The organism is Lacrimispora indolis DSM 755 (genome assembly GCF_000526995.1).
Classification (GTDB): Bacteria; Bacillota; Clostridia; order Lachnospirales; family Lachnospiraceae; genus Lacrimispora; species Lacrimispora indolis.
The window spans coordinates 3,622,663-3,643,750 of record NZ_AZUI01000001.1; the positions used below are offsets into that span (position 1 = coordinate 3,622,663).

A 21,088-nucleotide genomic window follows, 5' to 3' on the forward strand; every position below is an offset into this window, starting at 1 on the left:
TACAAAAATGGTATGGATCTGCTAAATGAAATAGTCAGGAAATTGTTTCTTCAGCATAGGCTGATCTGCCAGTGCTGTGGATATATGGCGGACCATGGCCTGGGAAGCCCTCTTTTTATCCCCTTCCTCAATGGCTTTGCAGATGGCGGTATGATCATTGATGACACGGTCCGATACATTGATCTGGTAACTCAGTTTTCTTTGACGGTCAAAGTGAGGCATAATGGTCTGCATGGTATCATAGATAAAGTTCATTCCGCACATATCATAAAATTCTTTGTGGAAAGCAATATCAAGAGCCAGAAATTTCTCGAAATTTTCTCTTGGTCCATTGGATGCATAATCCTTTTGGAGGGTTATATAGTCATATAAATTGTCCAGGTGCTCCTGGGTAATAAAATCGCAGCTCATTTCTGCCAGCGGTCCCTCTATCATCCTTCTCATGGTGCATACCTGTTCTACAATATTACAATCGATCAGAGAAATAAAAATCCCCTTTTGAGGGTAGCTTTCGATCAGATGGCCGTTGGTCAATGAAAGAATGGCTTCTCTTACCGGAGTACGGCTGATGTTTAATTCCTTTGAAATCTCGATGTCAGAGATTTTTTGTCCTGGTGCAAATTCCAGGTTGATGATCTGGTCCAGAAGAAACCGCAGGGCAAATTCACGAGCGGATTCTCCCGGGTTTTGAGTGAAGTTTTTTGTCATTTAAGTGCTCCTTTGCATTGTGGCAATGTCTCGGAAAATCTCTAAATATGAGTGCTATAAACACAAGATGAATATATTACTTGAAAAGAAAATACAACAACGGATATAGTATACTGTATAGTTAATGGTTTTACCATAGATGAAAATAATAAATATAAATAAAAAAATAGATGATAATTACGTAAAAAATAGATACTATGGTTGATGTGTATAAAATGTAAATAGTTACAATAGACAAAATATACAAAGTTTTTGTTAAAAAATTATTTATTATTGCTTTTTAGATATGAGAGTAGTATACTGATGCAAATAAAATATATTACATACTGATTAATATATTTTAGATCACATTCAAATGAAATAAAAATGTGTAAGAGGAGGATTACAAGATGAGAAGGATGAAAAAAGTTTTATGCATGGCAATGGCGGTCGGTATGACTGTCTCATCCCTGGCTGCCTGCGGCAGCAGTCCGTCAGGAACCACGAAGGCAGCGGCGGCAGGAGAAACTCAGGCAGGGGCTAAATCCACTGCCACCGGAACTCCGATCAAGGTTGGAGTATCCAATATGGTAACAGGCCCTATGGCGGCAGGCGGGCTTCGCATGAAGCAGGCCGTAACCATGGCATTTGAAGAAATAAATGCAAAAGGAGGAGTGCTGGGCGGCAGGCCTTTGGAAATGGTTTTGGTTGATGACACAGGAACCCCCACAGGTGCAGTGAATGCGGTCAATAAGATTCTTGGAGAGAATGTTTCGGTTTCCATTGGCCCCCATACTTCCCCTATGGCATCAGCAACCCAGGAATTGTACCGGAAGGCAGGAGTTCCATTCATCAGCGCGGCAACCTCTCCAAAGCTTCTGGACGCACAGAATCCATACTTTTTCCGCATATCCGTTTCCGATGGATCGGTTGGACCGGCTATGGTGGAGTTTGCCAGGGAACAATTCAGCGCCAAAAAGATAGGAGCGCTCTATGATACGGATGATTACGGTGTGGCAGCTGATAATGCCACAAAGCAGTATTGCGAAACAAATGGAATTGAGTATTATTCCGAAGGCTTTACATCAGGGGATAAGGACTTGACTTCACAGCTTTCCAAGATCAAGGGCTGGGGACCGGATGTGATTTTTGACTTTTCCCACGATGCGGAAGCGGCTTTGGTCGTGCGCCAGCTGGACGAGCTGGGCATGGGAGAACTGCCTCACGTTGGCCCAAATGCCCTGGCACAGTCCCAGACTTATGACTTATGCGACGCAAAACAGTTGGAAGGGACTTATGCTTCCACTGATTTCTATGCAGACCAGACCAATGAGACCATGAAGAAATTTCTGGATGATTTTAAGGCCCGCTGGGGAGCTGATGTGGAACGTTATGCAGCCATGTATTATACTGCAGCCTACTTAACGGCCGATGCCATTGAACGGGCCGGCTCCGATAAACCGGAGGATATCCGCAAGGCTCTTTCCGAAACAAAGGATTTTAATGCTGTATTCGGCAAGCTTAACTGCTCTGGGCAGGGGGAGATGAATACCAACCTTTATATTCTGGAGTTTGACGGGGAAAAGAATATGTCTGTATCCAAGCAGGTGTCTTTAAACTGATATAGAAAGAGAATGAACGGCACCCGGCTGCTTTTAGCTGCCGGGTGTATATGATGAGGAGGCATTACATATGCAAGTATTTGTACAGCTGCTCATTACCGGAGTTGCTATGGGTTTTATCTATGCTCTGGTAGGTATTGAGTACACTCTTATCTGGAATGCAACAGGACTGTTGAATTTCAGCCATGATAAGTTTATCCTGTTTGGAGCTTATATGTTTGCCGGTACCTATGTGCTGGGTCTTGGGTTTCCGCCGGTATTGGCGATTCTTTTTACTGTCCTTACCATGTTTTTGCTTGGTATTGTCAGCGCATTTGTAATTTTCAATCCCCTAAGCAGGCTTTCCACCAATTTATTTGCTGTAATCGGAACCGTGATTCTTGGCAGGATCATGATCGAGTCGGTCCGCCTGATCTGGGGCCCTCTTCCCTTTACCCTGGACAATTTTTTAAGAGGATCCATTCACTTTGGTTCCGTGGTTGTCTCAAAATCCCATCTGGTGATTATTGTGGTCTGTTCCCTGATTACCGCCAGTTTGCAGGTTTTCTTTAAAGCGACCAAAACCGGAAAAGCCATGCGCTGTGTATCGGAAAATAAGACGGCGGCCTCCTTAATGGGGATCAATGTGCCCATGAACATCGCCTTTACCGTTGGTTTATCAGCAATTATCTGTGCCACCATCGGAATTCTGGTAATTCCCATATTCAATGTGGAGCTGCAGATGTCCTCCATGATCGGCTTAAAAGGATTTGCCTCCGGCGTCATCGGCGGTTTTGGTTACCTTCCCGGAGCCATTGCAGGCGGTATTCTTCTGGGTGTGGTCGAAATTTTTGGAAGCATGCTGATTCCGTCTGTTTATAAAGACTGCCTGTCATTTGTACTGTTGATTATATTCCTGCTGATTAAACCATCAGGGATCCTGGGAAATAAACGTTAAGGAGGAACGCTATGAAAATCAATAAATCGGCATCATTGATTGCAGTGGCTGCAATTGTTCTGGCGGCAGTTCTGCCCATGTTTATTTCCAATAACTATCATCTGAATCTGATGATCCAGGTGCTGATCAATATCATCATCGTTGTGGGCCTTAATTTCATAACCGGTCTTACCGGTCAGATGAATCTGGGAACAGCCGGTATCTTCTCCATGGGAGCATATACGTCTTCCCTGCTGGCTACGAGGCTTGGGATCAATCCATGGATCTGCCTGACAGCGGCCATCGGCATGGGAGTTTTAATCGGAATGGGTCTGGGCTATCCTTCCTTAAGGGTGTCCGGAGTATACTTAGCCCTTACTACCATTGGCTTTTCGGAAATCGTCCGCATCCTGATGACCAATTTAACAGGTCTGACCGGAGGCGCATTGGGGGTAACGGGAATTCCGGCCTTTTCCATCCTGGGACACAAATTTCAGACAAATAAAGAGATTTATTATCTCTACCTCATCATAGCAGTGATTCTTATCTTCAACGCATACAGGATCGTCAATTCCAAATGGGGACGCGCGTTCCTGGCAGTTAAGGATAATCCTGATGCTGTGGAAGCAGGAGGCGTCAACATTGCGTCCATTAAAATCCTGGCATTTACTCTTGCTGCCATCTACGCCACTGTTGCGGGCAGTCTTTATGCCCACTACATTGGATTCATCAATCCAAGTGCATATAACCTGGAATATTCTATCAACTACGTTGTCATGCTGGTCATCGGAGGAATCGGTTCTGTGCCGGGCAATGTTCTGGGTGCAATCCTGGTGACTCTTGTACCGGAATTTTTAAGATTCATGGAAAATTACTACTGGCTGGTATTTTCCATCATCACGCTGCTGTTTGTCATCTTTATGCCAAATGGAATCGTTTCGTTATTCAGAGGAAAGAAGAGAACGGAAAGAGCAGGGAAAGGAGAGCGGGTAAATGGCAGATAAGAGAGAAGGAAAATCCATTTTAACTCTGAATCATGTAACAAAGCGCTTTTCCGGACTGGTTGCGGTAAATGATCTGACTCTGGATATGAAGGAACGTACCATTCATGCTTTGATCGGTCCAAATGGAGCAGGAAAGTCAACAGCCATAAATATGATAACCGGTCTTCTTCCCTTAACAGAGGGGGAAATCTACCATGAGGAAACGAAGATAAGCGGCATGAGCGCCCATCAGATTGCCCGGACCAGCTGCAGCCGGACGTTCCAGAATTTAAAATTATACCGTTCCATGACTGTGAAGGAAAACCTGATGATGGGAAATATGACAGACCAAAAGCAAGGTTTTATTCCCTTTCTGTTTGACATTAAGGGAGCTTACAGGGAAGAAAAGCTCATGAGCGAAAAGGCGGATCAGATCCTGGAGTTTATTGGATTAAAGGATCTGGCAAAAGAATATCCGTCCAATATGCCTTATGGAAAGCAGAAGCTTACAGAGCTTGCCAGATCTCTTATGTCGGACCCGAAACTGCTGTTTCTGGATGAACCTGCCGCAGGATTAAATCCTTCCGAGCGTGTGGAGTTTGTGAATATCATGCTGAAGGTGTTTGATTCCGGCATTGATATTTTTCTCATCGAGCATAATATGGATGTGATCATGAACATCAGCAACTACATAACTGTCATTAACTTTGGAGCTAAGATTGCCGAAGGCACACCGGAAGAAATACAGCAGGATCCGGTGGTAATAAAGGCATATTTAGGCGACCGGTATAAACAGAATATGGCAAGGGGGGCCGGGAATGCTTAAGGTAAATGGGATCGACGTATATTATGGCAAGGTACAGGCTCTGTTTGACGTATCCATTGAGGTTGGAGATAAGGAAATCGTATCCATCATCGGAGCCAACGGGGCGGGAAAGACTACTCTTATGAAGTCCATTATGGGAATCAATAAGCCGAGAAACGGCACCATTGAATACAATGGCCAGGTCATAAGCGGTCTCCCTACCCATAAGGTGGTTAATAAAAAAATCGTCTATGTACCGGAGGGCCGGGAAATTTTCCCCAATATGACGGTTCAGGAGAATCTGGAAATGGGTGCCTATTCCAAAAAAATGTCAAAGGCGGAAATGGAACGGCATCTGGAAGAACAGTACGATATCTTTCCAAGGTTAAAGGAACGGGCAAAGCAGAAAGCAGGTTCCCTGTCAGGAGGCGAACAGCAGATGCTGGCCATTGCAAGAGGGCTTATGTCTGATCCAGAGCTTTTGATGTTGGATGAGCCCAGTCTTGGCCTTGCACCGGTAATTGTTGATGATATGTTTGACGTTATTGTCCGCGTGAATAAGGTGAGAAACATACCCATTGTAATTGTAGAACAGAATGCATTTATGGCTATGTCCATATCCGACAGAACCTATGTCCTGGAGGTGGGAAACCTGGTTGCCGGAGGAGAAAGTAAAATGCTGATGGATTCTGATGAAATCAAAAAAGCCTATCTGGGAGGCTGATAACTGGCTGCTGCCGGCATAAGCTATGGAGGTAAAAGAAACATGCGTGCGATCTATTTAAAAGAACCATGGAACGTTTCATGTATTGATATTGAAAAACCGGAACCAAAGGAAGGGCAGGCTCTGATTAAAGTGCGGTCTGCCGGTATTTGCGGAAGTGATATAGGAGCTTTCCGGGGAACCAATCCGCTGGTATCCTATCCAAGGATTATCGGCCATGAGGTGGTGGGGGAAGTCGTATCCATTCCATCGGAGAACAAGAGAGGAATCAAGGCAGGAGACCATGTAATTGTGGATCCCTATCTTTTTTGCGGAAACTGCTACCCCTGTTCCATCGGGCGCACCAACTGCTGTACCGGTTTAAAGGTTCTCGGCGTCCATGTGGAGGGAGGAATGTCCGATTATATGGTACATCCCGCAGATATGCTGTGGAAGCTTCCGGAGGATATGCCATGGGACATCGCACCCATGGCGGAGCCTCTGACCATTGCCCTTCACGGCATTCACAGGGGCGGATTAAAAAAAGGAGAACATGCGGCTGTGATAGGGGCAGGTCCCATAGGTCTTCTGGCAGCCATGTCGGCTCTTGCTTATGGAGCTGAGCCTATTGTCATTGACGTTGTGGAGGAGCGCCTTTCTTTTGCAAGGAGTCTGGGAGTAAAGTATACCATTCACTCAGCAGAAGAGAGCCTGACAGAGAGAGTGGAGGAATTTACAAAAGGGCGCATGGCAGAGCTTGTCATGGAGTGCTCCGGCGCGAATCCGGCAGTTCGTTCTGCCCTGGATATTGCGGCAAATGCAGGCCGTGTTACCCTTACGGGCTGGCCGAAAAAGGAGACTCCTCTTCCCACCGATCTGATCACAAGAAAGGAAATTGATATCCGGGGAGCCCGCACCAGTGCCAATGAGTTTGAAGAAGCCATTGAGCTGATCCACAGGGGCAGGGTGGATGTGAGAAAGATACTGACCAGGACTGTTTCAATGGAAGAAGCTCCGGCAATGATCGCTGATATTGAAAGGAATTCCGGAAATTACATGAAGGTAAATGTAATACTGTAGCAAATGGCCGTGAAAGATGGTTATAAAGAATTATGATAAATGATTGTTGACAAATGTATCATTAGAACGTATAATTGTCTGGATCGAAGACATAAAGTCACTGATTTATAATTGAATATGCTTCATTAAAAGGGAGTAGTTTTAATGCATCATCAACATCCTGACTGCCAGAGGGCAGCCTGGTGGTGCATGCCAGACAATGGTTACCAGACTTTTAATGTATTTATTCTGAACATTTGATATTGTCCAGAATAAATGCATTGAAAGTCTTTTTCTTTTCCCTTTTAGGGCAATAATAAATCAAGCGGTCATAACAGTACTTGTTGATGCAGGCTGTCCCATTGGGATGGCAGAATGGAGGAAAGTTTGAAAGACTGGTATCAGAAAACAGAAGAGGAAGTATTAGAAGAGCTTCGTACATCAAAGGAAGGCTTGAGCACAGAGGAAGCTGCCGGACTTCTTGCCAGCAAAGGGGAAAATGTCCTGGAGGAAGGGAAGAAAAAAAGCACCCTTCAGGTATTTGCCGAGCAGTTTAAGGATCTGCTGGTGGTCATTCTGATCGCAGCCGCTGTCATTTCCATGCTTTCGGGAAATGTGGAAAGCACCATCGTCATCGTGGCGGTCATTGTATTAAATGCAATTCTTGGAACGGTGCAGCATGAAAAAGCACAAAAGTCCCTGGCAAGCTTAAAATCTTTATCATCGCCAACGGCCAAGGTGGTCCGCAGCGGTCAAAAGATCGAGATTCCCTCAAAAGGCGTGGTTCCGGGAGATATCCTTCTTCTGGAAGCCGGAGATATGGTGGTGGCTGACGGAAGGATACTTAATAATTATTCCTTACAGGTCAATGAAAGCTCCCTGACCGGCGAATCCACCAATGTGGACAAGGAAGAAGGGACTCTTGACATGGAAGCGCCCCTGGCTGACCGGACCAATATGGTTTATTCCGGAAGCCTTGTTACTTACGGCAGGGCGGTTGTGGCTGTCACCGGAACCGGAATGGATACGGAAATCGGAAAGATCGCCAGCTTAATGAATGCCACAAAAGAGAAGAAAACGCCTTTACAGATCAGCCTGGACCAGTTTTCCAGCCGCCTTGCCATGGTCATCATGGTGATCTGCGCCCTGGTATTCCTGATAAGCATTTACCGTAAAATGCCTCTTTTGGATTCCCTGATGTTTGCGGTGGCACTTGCAGTTGCTGCCATTCCGGAGGCTTTAAGCTCCATCGTAACCATTGTACAGGCAATGGGAACCCAGCGTATGGCCAGGGAAAATGCCATTATCAAGGAATTAAAGGCAGTAGAAAGCCTTGGCTGCGTTTCTGTCATCTGTTCCGATAAGACCGGTACACTGACCCAGAATAAGATGACCGTACAGGAAATCTATGTGGATGGAAAAGTCTGTCAGCCGGATGAATTAGACCTTCGCAATCAGCTTCACCGGTATATTCTTTATGATGCACTCTTAACCAATGATTCCTCCATTGTGGAGGGAAAGGGGATCGGAGATCCTACGGAGTTTGCCCTCCTTGAAATGGCAGGGAAAATCAGTTTAAGCCATGATCTCATCAGGGAAATGATGCATCGTCTGGAAGAGCTTCCCTTTGATTCTGACCGGAAGCTGATGAGTACCAAATACCAGCTCCATGGAATTCCTACCGTACTGACAAAGGGCGCGGTGGATGTATTGCTGTACCGGACCACCCACATCCGTACTTCAGAGGGAATTAAGGAGCTGACGGAAAAGGACCGGGAGGATATCCTAGATCAGAATATGAGATTTTCAGAAAATGGACTCCGGGTGCTTGCCTTTGCCTACAAGGAAGTGGAAGAGGACCACGTGCTTTCCTTAAACTCAGAAAACGGCTTTATCTTCCTTGGGCTTATTTCCATGGTGGACCCGCCTAGAGAAGAGTCAAAGGAGGCCGTAGCCGATGCCAAAATGGCAGGAATCCGGCCGGTTATGATCACCGGAGACCATAAGATCACTGCAACTGCCATAGCAAAGCAGATCGGAATTTTTGAACATGGAGATATGGCGGTAACCGGCGCGGAATTAGACGCCATGACCGATGAAGAACTGGACTCAAATATAGCAAAGACTTCCGTATATGCCAGGGTGTCACCGGAAAACAAGATCCGTATTGTGGACGCATGGCAGCGGCGGGGAAATGTTGTTTCAATGACAGGAGACGGAGTCAACGATGCGCCTGCCTTAAAGAAGGCCGACATTGGAGTTGCCATGGGAATCACGGGAACAGAGGTTTCCAAGGATGCCGCGTCCATGATTCTGGCGGATGATAATTTCGCCACCATTATAAAGGCGGTTGCCAATGGACGTAACGTGTACCGGAATATAAAAAATGCCATCCAGTTTTTGCTCTCAGGCAACACGGCAGGAATCCTTTCCGTCCTTTACACCTCCATTATGGCCCTTCCCGTTCCCTTTGCCCCGGTTCATCTGTTATTCATTAACCTGCTTACTGATTCCCTTCCGGCTATTGCTATTGGTATGGAGCCTGCGGAGCATGGCCTTCTGAACCGGAAGCCAAGAGATCCAAAAGAAGGGATCCTGACGAAAGAGTTTTTACTTAAGATACTGGTTCAGGGCGGACTGATTGCCGCATGTACCATGACTGCTTTCCATATAGGCTTAAGACAGGGCAGTGCTGCCACAGCAAGCACCATGGCTTTTTGTACCTTGACCCTTTCCCGTCTGTTCCATGGATTTAACTGCAGAAGCCGCCATTCTATTTTCCGGCTGGGCTTTGCAACCAACTGGTACAGCCTGGGAGCATTCCTGGCAGGCGTTTCCTTATTAAGCCTTGTCATGTTTGTACCTGTTCTTGAAAAGCTGTTTTCCGTAACTCCTCTTACCGGGGGCCAGATCGGCATGGTATACGGACTTGCGGTTATCCCGACCGCAATCATACAGCTTACAAAGGTCATAAAAGAAAACAGGAAATAATTGCATCAAAAAAAAAAGAGGTTCAACCGAAAAAAAGTGTTGAACCTCTTTTTTAAAAATGATAAAATACTTCAGTAATTAAAAATTTAATATGGGAGAAAGGACGACACATGACAGGACAACCTTCATTTAAAGTAAGAAATTGCGGACCGCTGTCCAGGCGGACGAAATTTCAGATTCTTGCCCTGGTGCCGATTTATTTTATTGTTGCAGGCTTCTTTCTGCAGCCGTTTGATGGAATTTGGAGGGGTATTATTACGATTGTCAGGGAACCGGATTTCCTGATTACGGATTATTTTGCTATTGGCGGAGTAGGAGCTGCATTTGTTAATGCGGGTGTATTGACCTTATTAAGTATTGCAATTGTGTATTTTCTTGGTATGGAGATGAGCGGCCATACTATAACCTCATGCTTTCTCATGTTTGGTTTTTCCCTTTTCGGGAAAAATATCATGAATATATGGGCTATTATGATGGGGATTTGCCTGTATTCTTATTATCACAAAACTTCCATAACACGTTATATCTATGTTGGCTTTTACGGGACTTCTTTGTCACCGATCATTACTCAGATCATGCAGATCGGTAATCTGCATCTGGCTTCCAGGCTGATTTTAAGCATTCTTGTCGGATTGGCCATTGGATTTGTGCTTCCGCCCTTATCCACACATACGCATTACGCCCACAAGGGATATTCTCTTTATAATGTGGGTTTTTCCGCTGGAATCATTGCTGTTGTTATTGTCTCCCTGATGAAGTCCTTTGGAATTAATATAGAGGCAAGGCTCATCTGGTCTGAGGGAAACAATGAGCTTTTTGCAAAGCTGCTTCTGTTTTTGTTCTTTGGCATGATAATTTTTGCATTTCTGCTGTCAGAGAATGTTGGAAGGCGTTATCTGGACATACTAAAAACATACGGCCTCAGCGGGACGGATTATGTAAAAAGCGAAGGATTTGCACCTACTCTTCTTAATATGGGGATTAACGGTGTCATGTCAACCCTTATCCTTGTCATGATAGGAGGAGCTTTAAACGGACCGACTATTGGAGGAATATTCACCATTGTAGGCTTCAGCGCAACGGGAAAGCATATCCGAAACATTTTCCCCATTATGATGGGAGTAATTCTGGGAGGCTTGGTCCAGAACTGGAGCATTACGGATCCCAGTGCCCTTCTGGCACTTTTATTGTCTACCACCCTTGCGCCCATTGCCGGTGAGTTCGGTGTTGTTGCGGGGATTATAGCCGGATTTCTTCATTCTGCCGCAGCGCTTAATGTAGGCATTGTTTACGGCGGTATGAACCTTTATAACAATGGCTTTGCAGGAGGCCTCATAGCCACCTTCCTGGTGCCGGTACTCCAGTCCATCCGGGACAGAAAGGCACATGCACATGTTCATGATTCCTTATAGTTTTTATGGGAAACGGAAGCCGGAACAGAATAATACTTAAGAACAGGAAAATTTTGAAATGTTGTATCAGATAAAGGATGGGACAGTCACTGCCGGGGGCAGCCTGATCCTGTCACATATTGATTTTGAAATACATGGCAAGGAAAAGATAGCGGTAGTTGGAAACAATGGAGCCGGAAAAACCACTCTTTTAAGGCTGATAGCAGGAGAATTGGAACTGGACCGGGATGACAAGAGGGAAGGTCCGGGGATCACCAGCTCCAGAAAATTGACGGTGGGTTACTTAAAGCAGCAGGCATTTGAGGATAAGGGCAGGACAGTAGGGGAAGAGCTGCTGTCCTCCTGTCCTTTTGCGGATTCCTTTGCAATGGAACGGTTTGAGTATGAACGGGAATATGATACGCTGTTTACCGGGTTTGGATTTACAAGGGAAGATAAAAAGAAAAGGCTTTCCCAGTTTTCCGGCGGGGAGCAGACGAAGATTGCTCTTATCCGCCATCTGCTGTTAAAGCCGGATATCCTCCTCTTGGATGAGCCGACCAACCACCTGGATATCCAGGCAACAGAGTGGCTGGAGCAGTATATGGATCAATATGAAAAAGCGGTGATCATGGTATCGCATGACCGCTTTTTTCTGGACCGGACGGCATCGGTGATCTATGAGCTGTCAGGTAAAAAACTGACAAAATATCCGGGCAATTATACCCATTACCGGGAAGAGAAGAGAAAGGCCATACGGATACAGACAAAGGCCTATGAGCGGCAGCAGGAGGAGCTGAAGCGCTTAAATGATCTGGTGGAACGGTTTAAGCATAAGCCAAATAAGGCCGCATTTGCCAGGTCCAAAAGAAAGGCAATGGAAAGGCTGGGCCAGGCAGTGAAGCCGGAGGAGGATGACATCCACATGTTCACAGGACCCTTGGAGCCGGCTTTTTTAGGAAGCAAATGGGTCTTTGAAGCGGAGCACTTAAAACTCGGCTATGACCGCCCTCTCCTTGAACTGACAATGAGGATCCGCAGAGGGCAGAAGATAGGGATCCTGGGACCCAATGGGGCCGGAAAGAGCACTTTTTTAAAGACTGCGGCAGGCCTTATCTCTCCTGTTTCCGGGGAGTATTCCCTGGGAAATCAGATCACCATAGGTTATTTTGACCAGCATTCTTCGGAAATTGATTCTGATAAATCCGTGGCACAGCATTTTCATGATCTCTTTCCCTCTTTAACGGAAAAAGAAGTCCGAAGCACGTTGGGAGCATATCTGTTTGGCGGAAAAGAGGCGGGAAAACGGGTGGGCCTTTTGTCGGGAGGGGAAAAGGCAAGGCTCGTCCTTGCGGAGCTTTTGCAGAGCCGGCCTAATTTTCTGATCCTGGATGAGCCTACCAACCACATGGATATCAGGGCAAAGGAGACCTTGGAATCCGCGTTCCGGGCTTATACTGGAACGATTTTGTTCGTATCCCATGACCGTTACTTTTTAAGCCGGGTGGCGGAGTCGGTTCTCATATTTGAGAATCAGTCTGCCTTTTACTATCCTTTTGGCTATGAGCATTATCTGGAAGGCCGCAGAAAGGCAGAGCGGGGAGGAGGAATCGCAGCGCAGATCAAAGCGGAGGAGCAGGCTTTGATCGCCGGAATGCGCGGAGTTCCCAAGGCAGAACGGCACCGGTTAAAAGAGATACCGGTGGAGGAAGCTTATCTGGAATGGAAGCTTGGCCTGGTTCTGGAGCGGCTTTTGCCGGAAAGGGACCTGGTGATGGAATTGACAGCCGCCATGGAAGGGCTGAAGGATGAGTGGCTGGAATCGGAAGACTTTTGGAAGGGAAAAGAGTGGGAGGAATCCGGCCGGTATGAGGAGCTGAAAAAAGAGTGCCAGAAGGCATGGGAAAACTGGCATGAGCTGTGTCTGGAATGGTTTGATACGGCTTATGAGGAAGAGATGTAAAAAGAAGCGCAGGGCATTGACGGATCATCCGCCAATGCCCTGCGTTTCTTATGTAATATGAGAATGTATTTCTTGATTAATATTTTCCGGAATAATCATAGGTTGGTTCCGCTCTTGTATATGATCCCGGTTCCGTGATCCTGGAGGAAGGAATGTACTCTTCATGAAAATCAACTTGTTCTCCGTTTAGTTTGAATTTCCCCACTTCCTGCTGCAGGGTCTGGGACTGGGCGGTCAGCTCTTCGCTGGAAGCGGAGCTTTCTTCTGCAGTAGCTGCATTTGTCTGTATGACTGCAGATACTTGTGACAGTCCCTGATTGATCTGTTCGATTGCCATTACCTGTTCCGAAGAAGCGGTTTGGATTCCCTGGATGGCCTGTTCCACAAGGCTGGATTTTTCTCCTACTTCCTGAAGGATCCTTGCGGCGTTGGCTGCCATCTTCTTGCCCTCGGTAACGGCTTCCGAGGAATGAACGATGAGATTTGCCGTTTCTTTTGCCGCTTCCGCAGATTTTGTGGCAAGGTTCCGGACTTCATCTGCGACCACCGCAAATCCCTTTCCTGCACTTCCGGCCCGGGCGGCTTCAATAGCGGCATTTAATGCAAGAATATTTGTCTGGAATGCAATATCTTCAATCACTTTCGTAATATTGGAAATTTCTTCTGAAGCTGCGCTGATCTTATTCATGGAGGTATTTAAGCTTTGCATGTGAGAATTGCTTTCCGTCACTCCGGTTCCGTTTTGTTTCACGTATGAAGATGCCAGGCGGACATTCTCCGCATTCTGGCTGGCCTGTCTTGCTACTGTGGTAATGGCGGAGTTAAGCTCTTCAACGGTTGCAGCCTGTTCCGTGGAACCGGAGGCCAGGGCCTGGGCTGCGGAGGATACCTGCTCTGCGCCGGTGTAAACCTGGTCAGCCGCCGTGCTTATAAGAAGCAGGGTCTTGTTAAGATCCTTTTCAATTTTACGGAGTGCAAGGCCAAGGATATCTTCCTCGGAACGGAGAGGAACTTCCTGTGTAAAATCTCCGTTGCTGATTTTTTCGGCAATGAGCACCTGGCTTTTAATGCCTTCCAGCATGGCTGTAAATGCAGAGGCAAGCTGGCCGGTTTCATCCTTGGAATCCACATCCGTAAGATCCACATCCAAATGTCCAAGAGCGATTTTATCAGCAGCCTTTACCACCTGTCCAATAGGCAGGCTGATCATATGGGAGATCCGGAAGCCTAAAAATATGTTAAAGGCTGTTCCTGCTGCAAGGATGACACAAAGCATAACGGTGAGGATGATTGCGGTTGAATCATTGGTTTTGCTGGTCTGGTGAGCATCTTCCAGCCGGATCTCCGCCAGGCGGTCGAAATTATCATATATTTTCTGGATTTTGTCTTTATCCTGATCAAAAGCGGTCAATGCCGTGTTCTTAGACCCCTGCTTGGCTGTGTTTAAGCACTTTTGTATGGCGGGATCAAAGGTATCTGTAAACAGCTGGGTCGCTTCGTCGATCAAAGAGAGGGCTTCCGAGTTTTGAATGCTGGTCCGGTATGCGGCAGAACCGTTAAGGAAGTTGTTCTTTGATTCTATATAGCGTTGTTCCAGAGTTTCCAGCTCCATGGTATCGCCGGCATGGATGATCATGGCATTGGAATCTTCACGGAGCTGATACAGGCTTTTTGTGGCAAAGATCAGGTCTTTCATGGGAGCTGTTTGGTTTTTATACAAAAAAGTATCCATCTGGTTGATGCGGGCCATGCCAAATATGCCCATGCTGCCGATTACAAGCATAATTAATACCATGCCAAGAAAGGCTGTAAGTAATTTCCTGGTAATACTGTAATCCCTGAATTTCTTCATACTGATATCCTCCTGGTTTCTCATCAGTTTCTTATGTATAATCGCTTCAATTTGGTCTGTCATGTTCCTCAAAACACGAACTGGTGTATACGCATTACAACGTCTGAAGCTCCGTTTGGTATACTATATGAATTAATATTTTGTGAACATCGGTGGATGGCGGTTACAAAACAGGCCGTTTCATCCATTTTTAGGCAAATATCGACATTGTTCATTATATAATACAAGATTATTGTTTGTCAATCTAAAGAAAAAGAGTGTTAATGATAGAATTCAAAATCATTTTAATAGAAAATGAAAAGCTTTTAAGTGAATTTTTTACCGAATCCAGGAAGTACTCCATTATTAATGCGAAAAGTATGAAACAACGGAGCGGATTGGGAATATCCTCTTGACCGGTCCCTATGAAGATCCCTACAGCGTGAGATAGAGAAACTCGTTTTTTGTGTTGTGCAATATATACATGACAAATGTCATATTGTTCATTACAATAGTAATAAATGCATAAAAAATATTGACTTTTCCTTTGGAATTGTTATGATGAGTACAGAGAGAGGGGGTAAAACATGAAATATCAGGAAGGGAAGAAGAAAGTTGTGGTGGCCGGACATATTTCCCTGGACATTACGCCGGTTTTTAAAAACAGCGGCGGCCAGAAGTTTTCTGCACTGCTGCGACCGGGAAAGCTCCTGCGGGTGGGAAAGGCGCAGGTATCCACAGGCGGAGCCGTCTCCAATACGGGTTTGGGGCTCCATGCCCTGGGCGGGGATGTGCTTTTGATGGCAAAGGTTGGAAATGATGATTTCGGCCTGATACTAAAGGAAAAGATCAGACAGAGCGGCTGTGATAGCAGCATTCCGGCAGTGGAAGGGGAATCCACCTCCTATACGGTGGTCATAGCACCCAAGGGATTTGACCGGTTTTTTCTCCATGATCCGGGGTGCAATGATACGTTTTGCTGCGGGGATGTAGATTTTGAGCAGGTGGCTGGGGCAGCCCATTTTCATTTCGGATATCCAACGCTGATGCGCAGATTTTATCAGAATGAGGGAGAGGAGCTGGTTGAGCTTTTTCGTCGGGTCAAGGAGCTTTCCCTTACCACATCCCTGGATTTGACGGCAGTGGATCCTGATTCTGAGGCGGCCGGCTGTGACTGGGAAAAGATCCTGGCATCTGTGCTTCCTTATGTGGATTTCTTTGTTCCAAGCATTGAGGAACTGGGGTACATGCTTGATAAGGAACTGTATGACAAATGGCAGGAAAAGGCAGGAGGAGAGGACATCACATCCATACTTTCCTTAAACGAGGATGTGGAGGTCCTTGCGGACCGGGCCTTAAAGCTGGGAGCCAAAACCGTATTGTTAAAATGCGGGGCAGCCGGAATGTATTTAAAGACTTCTGCCGGGCATTTTATGGAGGGCTGGAGCGGCATTGCCTGTTTTCAGAACAGCTTTGTGCCTGATAAGATCCTGTCGGCAACAGGAGCAGGGGATACCAGCATTGCCGCTTTTATAAAGGCCATGCTGGAGGGATTAAGGCCGGAGGAATGCCTGGAGCTTGCGGTGGCAACCGGGGCTTCCTGCGTGACGGCGTATGATGCCGTCAGCGGACTTCTGCCTTTTGAGACACTTAAAGAAAAGATACAAAAGGGATGGGAACAACAAAAAATTATTCATCCATAACAAAAAAATAAAAATCAGGAGGAAAAAGATATGCTGATCACAATGAAGGCTATTTTAGAACTGGCGGATGCAAAAAACATAGCAATAGGGGCATTTAACATCACTTCCCTGGAAGGGATCCAGGCAGTGCTTGAGGTTTCTGAAGAACTGAACCAGCCTGTAATCTTACAGTTTGCCCCTGTACACGAGACCATCATCCCCATGTCAGTCATCGGTCCTATTATGGTCATGATGGCGGAACGGGCCACGGTGCCGGTAGCGGTGCATTTAGATCACGGGGATGATTTAAACCTGTTAAAAAAGGCCCTGGATATGGGATTTACTTCGGTCATGTACGACGGCTCCGCCCTGTCCTTTGAGGAGAATGCGGCTAATACAAGAATTGCCGTTGAAATAGCGGACGCATATGGGGCTTCTGTAGAAGCAGAGATCGGCGCCATGGGAAGGCAGGAGTTCTCAAGCATTGGGGAAGGAGAAGAAGGAGAAGCCACGGAAGGCTGTTACACGGACCCGGAGCAGGCAGAACGGTTTGTGGAGGCTACGGGAGTTGATGCCCTGGCATGCTCCTTTGGCACGGTCCATGGACTTTACATTACGGAACCCAAGCTGGACTTTGACCGGATCAGCCAGATACGAAACAGGATCGGGCTTCCCATTGTCATGCACGGAGGCTCCGGTGTCAGTGACCAGGATTTCCGCAGGTGCATTGAAAACGGAGTCCGCAAGATCAATTACTATACTTATTTAGCCAAAGCAGGCGGAATGCATGTTAAGGAAAAGGCCATAGAGGCGGAGGGCTACGTATATTATCATGATGTGACCTTATGGGGGATCGAGGCAATGAAAAAGGATGTGCTTCATACCATAAAGGTATTTTCCAATCTGGAATAATGAAGGGACAGGAGGTCCTAAATGAAACGTTCAGAAATCAACAAGGCATTAAAGGATATGGAAGAGATGGCAAAGACATGCGGCTTTGCCCTTCCCCCTTTCTGCGGCTTTACACCGGAGGAGTGGAAGGAAAAAGGGCATGACTATGATGAGATCCGTGACAACATGCTGGGGTGGGACATTACGGATTTTGGAATGGGCGACTTTGATAAGGTGGGTTTTTCCCTGATCACCCTGCGAAACGGCAATGTGAAAATGGAGAAGTATCCGAAGACCTATGCGGAAAAGCTGCTTTATATTAAGGAGGGTCAGTCCGCGGCCATGCATTTCCACTGGAATAAAATGGAGGACATTATAAACCGGGGAGGCGGAAATGTGCTGATCCGTGTCTACCAGTCCACCCCTGATGGGGAATTTGCCCATGAGGATGTGAACATTCACAGCGATGGAAGGGAATACAAGGTAGCAGCAGGAACCCAGATTAAGCTGTGTCCCGGAGAAAGTATTACCATATATCCCTATCTGTACCACGATTTTGAACTGGAGCCGGGAACCGGTCCTGTCCTGTTGGGAGAGGTGTCCATGTGCAACGACGACAACGGGGATAACCGGTTTTACTTACCTGCCGGGCGTTTTCCAAAGATAGAAGAGGATGAGCCTCCCTACCGGCTTCTTTGCAACGAATATCCGGCAGTATAAAGATGTTACAATTGTCACATAAAACTTGTTACATTGTGCACATGTTTTAAAAATTAAGTCATGATATGATGAAAAAGTAGCAATTAAAACAAATAAAAAGTGTACAAGGAGGACGTAACATGAAAAAAAGCACAAAAAAATTAGCTGCAATGCTGGTTTGTGCAGCACTTGCGGGACTTTCACTGGCAGGCTGCAGCAATGGGGAACCGGAGACAAAAGTGCCTGAGACAACGGCAGCCGCAACTACGGCAGCAGAGACAACAACCGCCGCTGCCGCTGCGGAGACGAAGGCACCAGTTAAATCCGATTCCGGTGCAAACATGGCTGATGCCAATGTAAAGAAGAAGGACCCAAGCAAGCATTACAAATTCGGATATACCTGTATGGATGGCACAAACCCGTTCTTCGTTACCATTGAGAAGACCATGCGGGAAATGGTTGAGGCCCAGGGTGATGAGCTTATTTCTGTGGATCCGGCCAATGATGTAACTCTTCAGATTACCCAGGTGGAAGATTTAATTTCCCAGAATATTGATGCCATGTTCATGAACCCGGCTGAGGCAGAAGGTATTCTTCCGGCCCTGGATCAGTTAAAGGATGCAAATGTTCCCATCGTAGGCTTTGACACGGAAGTGGCTGACTTATCCTATCTGGTTTCCTACACAGGTTCCGATAACTATAATGCCGGTTTCGTATGCGGCGAGGACTTAGTTAAGAAATGTCCGGACGGCGGAGATATCATTGTTCTGGATTCCCCTACCATGAATTCCGTGACGGACAGAACCAACGGCTTCTTAGATGCGATCAAGGGACATAACTTTAACATCGTTGCCCAGCAGGATGCAAAGGGCAACTTACAGGTTGCCATGGGCATTGCAGAAGACCTTCTTCAGGCACACGGCGATGTAGTTGCTATTTTCGGCGGCAACGACCCCACCGCACTTGGAGCACTGGCAGCAGCCAATGCGGCAGGCATTAAGGACTGCAAGATCTACGGCGTAGACGGATCTCCTGATATTAAGGCAGAGATGGCTTCCGGCGATTCCCTCATTGAAGGAAGCGGCGCACAGTCACCGGTTAAGATCGCACAGTCTGCAGTAAATATAATGTATTCTTATTTAAATGGCGATACAGTAGATGACCGTTATCCGGTAGAAACCTTCCTGATCACATCTGAGAATGTTAAAGACTACGGAACAGACGGCTGGCAGTAAGAATAAAGAAAGTGCTGTGGGAGGGCGTCTCAAAACAGGAGAAACATTGCTTTTGGGACGCCCTCCGGGCGCTTTTTAACGGGAAAACCCAGAAGGCAAAGCAAAAGTGAGAACAGGCAGGTGAGTTTATGAGCGAAAAGATTCTGCTTCAGATGAAAAATATTCATAAATCCTTCCCGGGAGTCAAAGCGCTTCAGGGAGTGGATTTAGAACTCCGTACCGGTGAGGTCCATGCGCTTCTTGGGGAGAACGGAGCCGGCAAGTCAACGTTGATAAAGGTTTTGGGCGGCATTTATATTGCGGACGAGGGGGAGATTTTCATTGATGGCCAGAAGGTGGTCATTGATGGAGTAAATGCTTCCCATGCAAGCGGCATTTCCATTATCCATCAGGAGCTGGTGCTGGTCCCTCATATGACTGTGGCGGAAAATATCTTTCTGGGGCGGGAGCCTGGAAAGGGCGGCTGGGTCAACCATGATATTATGGAAAAGGAAGCCCAGAAATTACTTGATGCCTATCAAATGAACATTTCTGCAGAGGCATTAGTGAAGAATCTGACAATCGCCCAGCAGCAGATGGTGGAGATTGTAAAGGCCATTTCCTATCATTCCAGGATCCTGGTCATGGATGAGCCTACTTCCTCTATTTCGGATAAAGAAGTGGAATTCTTATTCCGGACCATGCGGACGCTGACAGAGAAGGGCGTGGGGATCATTTACATTTCCCACAAAATGGATGAACTGGAGCAGATTTGTGACAGGGTAACGGTATTGAGAGATGGAGCGTTCGTAGGAACGGAAGTGGTTCAGGATACCACCAGGGATAAGCTGATCGCCATGATGGTCGGCCGGGAACTGACCAAATATTACACCCGTGATTACTTACAACCGGGGGAAGTGGTATTAAAATGTGAAAACATTGCAGACGGAAAGATGGTAAAAGGAACCAGCTTTGAACTGCGTAAAGGAGAAATCATAGGATTTGCAGGACTTGTGGGAGCAGGACGAAGTGAAGCCATGAAATGCATTTTCGGTCTTACCCCCGGCTTTACCGGAGAGATTTATGTGGAAGGCAGGGAAGTGAAGATCAAATCCCCTGTTGATGCCATGAAGTACGGAATCGCCCTGGTGCCTGAGGACAGGAAGCAGGAGGGAATTTACAAGGTACAGACGGTCCGCTTTAACTCTACCATTGAAGTGCTGAAATCCTTTATAAAAGGAATCTGGGTGGATTCGGGAAAAGAAGAAAACATTACCCAGGAATATATTGATATGATGGATACCAAGACGCCCTCCCAGGAGCAGTTGATCGGAAACTTATCCGGCGGGAACCAGCAGAAGGTCATGATCGGCAGATGGCTTGCCACCTCGCCAAAGATCCTGATCCTTGACGAGCCTACCAGGGGCGTGGATGTGGGGGCAAAATCAGAGATTTACGGAATCATGAATGATCTGGTAAAGGACGGGATGTCCATCATCATGATTTCCTCCGAGCTGCCGGAGATACTCAATATGAGCGACCGCGTTTATGTCATGTGCGACGGCAGGATCACAGGCTGTTTCAGCCATGAGGAATGCGTTACCCAGGAACAGATCATGAAGCTGGCTGCAAAGTAGGAAAGAGGGGGAAA

The 21,088-nt window shown here is 46.6% G+C and carries 15 protein-coding genes and 1 pseudogene; 14 read left to right on the plus strand and 2 right to left on the minus strand.

The annotated features are described in order from the left end of the window. Positions 1-21 precede the first annotated feature (21 nt). A complete protein-coding gene (locus K401_RS0117400; RefSeq protein ID WP_024294149.1) occupies positions 22-708 on the minus strand; it encodes a GntR family transcriptional regulator in 687 nt (228 codons plus the stop codon). A gap of 389 nt (positions 709-1,097) precedes the next feature. Between K401_RS0117400 and K401_RS0117405 the strand changes: the two genes are divergently transcribed. The 9 genes and pseudogenes from K401_RS0117405 (at position 1,098) to K401_RS0117445 (ending at position 13,120) form a co-directional block, all read left to right on the plus strand. Then, positions 1,098-2,309 carry an ABC transporter substrate-binding protein gene (locus K401_RS0117405; RefSeq protein WP_024294150.1) on the plus strand — a complete coding sequence of 404 codons (1,212 nt, stop codon included), beginning with the start codon at positions 1,098-1,100 and terminating at the stop codon, positions 2,307-2,309. Between the two features lie 70 nt (positions 2,310-2,379). Beyond that, positions 2,380-3,246 (plus strand): branched-chain amino acid ABC transporter permease, encoded by an 867-nt coding sequence (locus K401_RS0117410; protein ID WP_024294151.1) that lies wholly within the window; start codon positions 2,380-2,382, stop codon positions 3,244-3,246. A gap of 11 nt (positions 3,247-3,257) precedes the next feature. After that, entirely contained in the window at positions 3,258-4,229 is a 972-nt protein-coding gene (locus K401_RS0117415) for a branched-chain amino acid ABC transporter permease (RefSeq protein WP_024294152.1), read from the plus strand. Beyond that, positions 4,219-5,034 carry an ABC transporter ATP-binding protein gene (locus tag K401_RS0117420; protein ID WP_024294153.1) on the plus strand — a complete coding sequence of 272 codons (816 nt, stop codon included), beginning with the start codon at positions 4,219-4,221 and terminating at the stop codon, positions 5,032-5,034. Before K401_RS0117415 ends, K401_RS0117420 begins: the two co-directional genes overlap by 11 nt. After that, positions 5,027-5,515, plus strand: a pseudogene (locus K401_RS0117425) (ABC transporter ATP-binding protein); the annotation flags it as partial. The gene K401_RS0117420 and the pseudogene K401_RS0117425, both read left to right, overlap by 8 nt. 264 nt (positions 5,516-5,779) lie before the next feature. Next, complete coding sequence (locus K401_RS0117430; RefSeq protein WP_024294155.1) at positions 5,780-6,796, plus strand: zinc-dependent alcohol dehydrogenase; 1,017 nt, start codon at positions 5,780-5,782, stop codon at positions 6,794-6,796. Positions 6,797-7,162: 366 nt separating this feature from the next. After that, complete coding sequence (locus K401_RS0117435; protein WP_024294156.1) at positions 7,163-9,766, plus strand: cation-translocating P-type ATPase; 2,604 nt, start codon at positions 7,163-7,165, stop codon at positions 9,764-9,766. A 110-nt stretch (positions 9,767-9,876) separates the two neighbouring features. After that, positions 9,877-11,178, plus strand: a complete 1,302-nt coding sequence (locus K401_RS0117440; RefSeq protein ID WP_024294157.1) for a DUF1576 domain-containing protein — start codon at positions 9,877-9,879, stop codon at positions 11,176-11,178. A gap of 58 nt (positions 11,179-11,236) precedes the next feature. Further along, the gene (locus K401_RS0117445; protein WP_024294158.1) at positions 11,237-13,120 is read left to right on the plus strand and encodes an ABC-F family ATP-binding cassette domain-containing protein; all 1,884 of its coding nucleotides are present in this window, start codon (positions 11,237-11,239) and stop codon (positions 13,118-13,120) included. Positions 13,121-13,196: 76 nt separating this feature from the next. Here K401_RS0117445 and K401_RS0117450 read toward each other — a convergent pair whose 3' ends face one another. Further along, entirely contained in the window at positions 13,197-14,972 is a 1,776-nt protein-coding gene (locus K401_RS0117450) for a methyl-accepting chemotaxis protein (RefSeq protein ID WP_024294159.1), read from the minus strand. A gap of 566 nt (positions 14,973-15,538) precedes the next feature. Here K401_RS0117450 and K401_RS0117460 point away from each other — a divergent pair. The 5 genes from K401_RS0117460 to K401_RS0117480 all read left to right on the plus strand — a co-directional run bounded on the left by K401_RS0117460 (position 15,539) and on the right by K401_RS0117480 (position 21,074). Then, positions 15,539-16,654 (plus strand): carbohydrate kinase family protein, encoded by a 1,116-nt coding sequence (locus tag K401_RS0117460; RefSeq protein ID WP_024294160.1) that lies wholly within the window; start codon positions 15,539-15,541, stop codon positions 16,652-16,654. 30 nt (positions 16,655-16,684) lie between these two features. Next, positions 16,685-17,545 (plus strand): class II fructose-bisphosphate aldolase, encoded by an 861-nt coding sequence (locus K401_RS0117465; RefSeq protein WP_024294161.1) that lies wholly within the window; start codon positions 16,685-16,687, stop codon positions 17,543-17,545. 21 nt (positions 17,546-17,566) lie between these two features. Beyond that, complete coding sequence (locus K401_RS0117470) at positions 17,567-18,244, plus strand: D-lyxose/D-mannose family sugar isomerase (protein WP_024294162.1); 678 nt, start codon at positions 17,567-17,569, stop codon at positions 18,242-18,244. Positions 18,245-18,363: 119 nt separating this feature from the next. Further along, a complete protein-coding gene (locus K401_RS0117475) occupies positions 18,364-19,458 on the plus strand; it encodes a sugar ABC transporter substrate-binding protein (RefSeq protein WP_024294163.1) in 1,095 nt (364 codons plus the stop codon). Positions 19,459-19,586: 128 nt separating this feature from the next. Beyond that, the gene (locus K401_RS0117480) at positions 19,587-21,074 is read left to right on the plus strand and encodes a sugar ABC transporter ATP-binding protein (RefSeq protein WP_024294164.1); all 1,488 of its coding nucleotides are present in this window, start codon (positions 19,587-19,589) and stop codon (positions 21,072-21,074) included. The last annotated feature ends 14 nt before the right edge of the window (positions 21,075-21,088 follow it).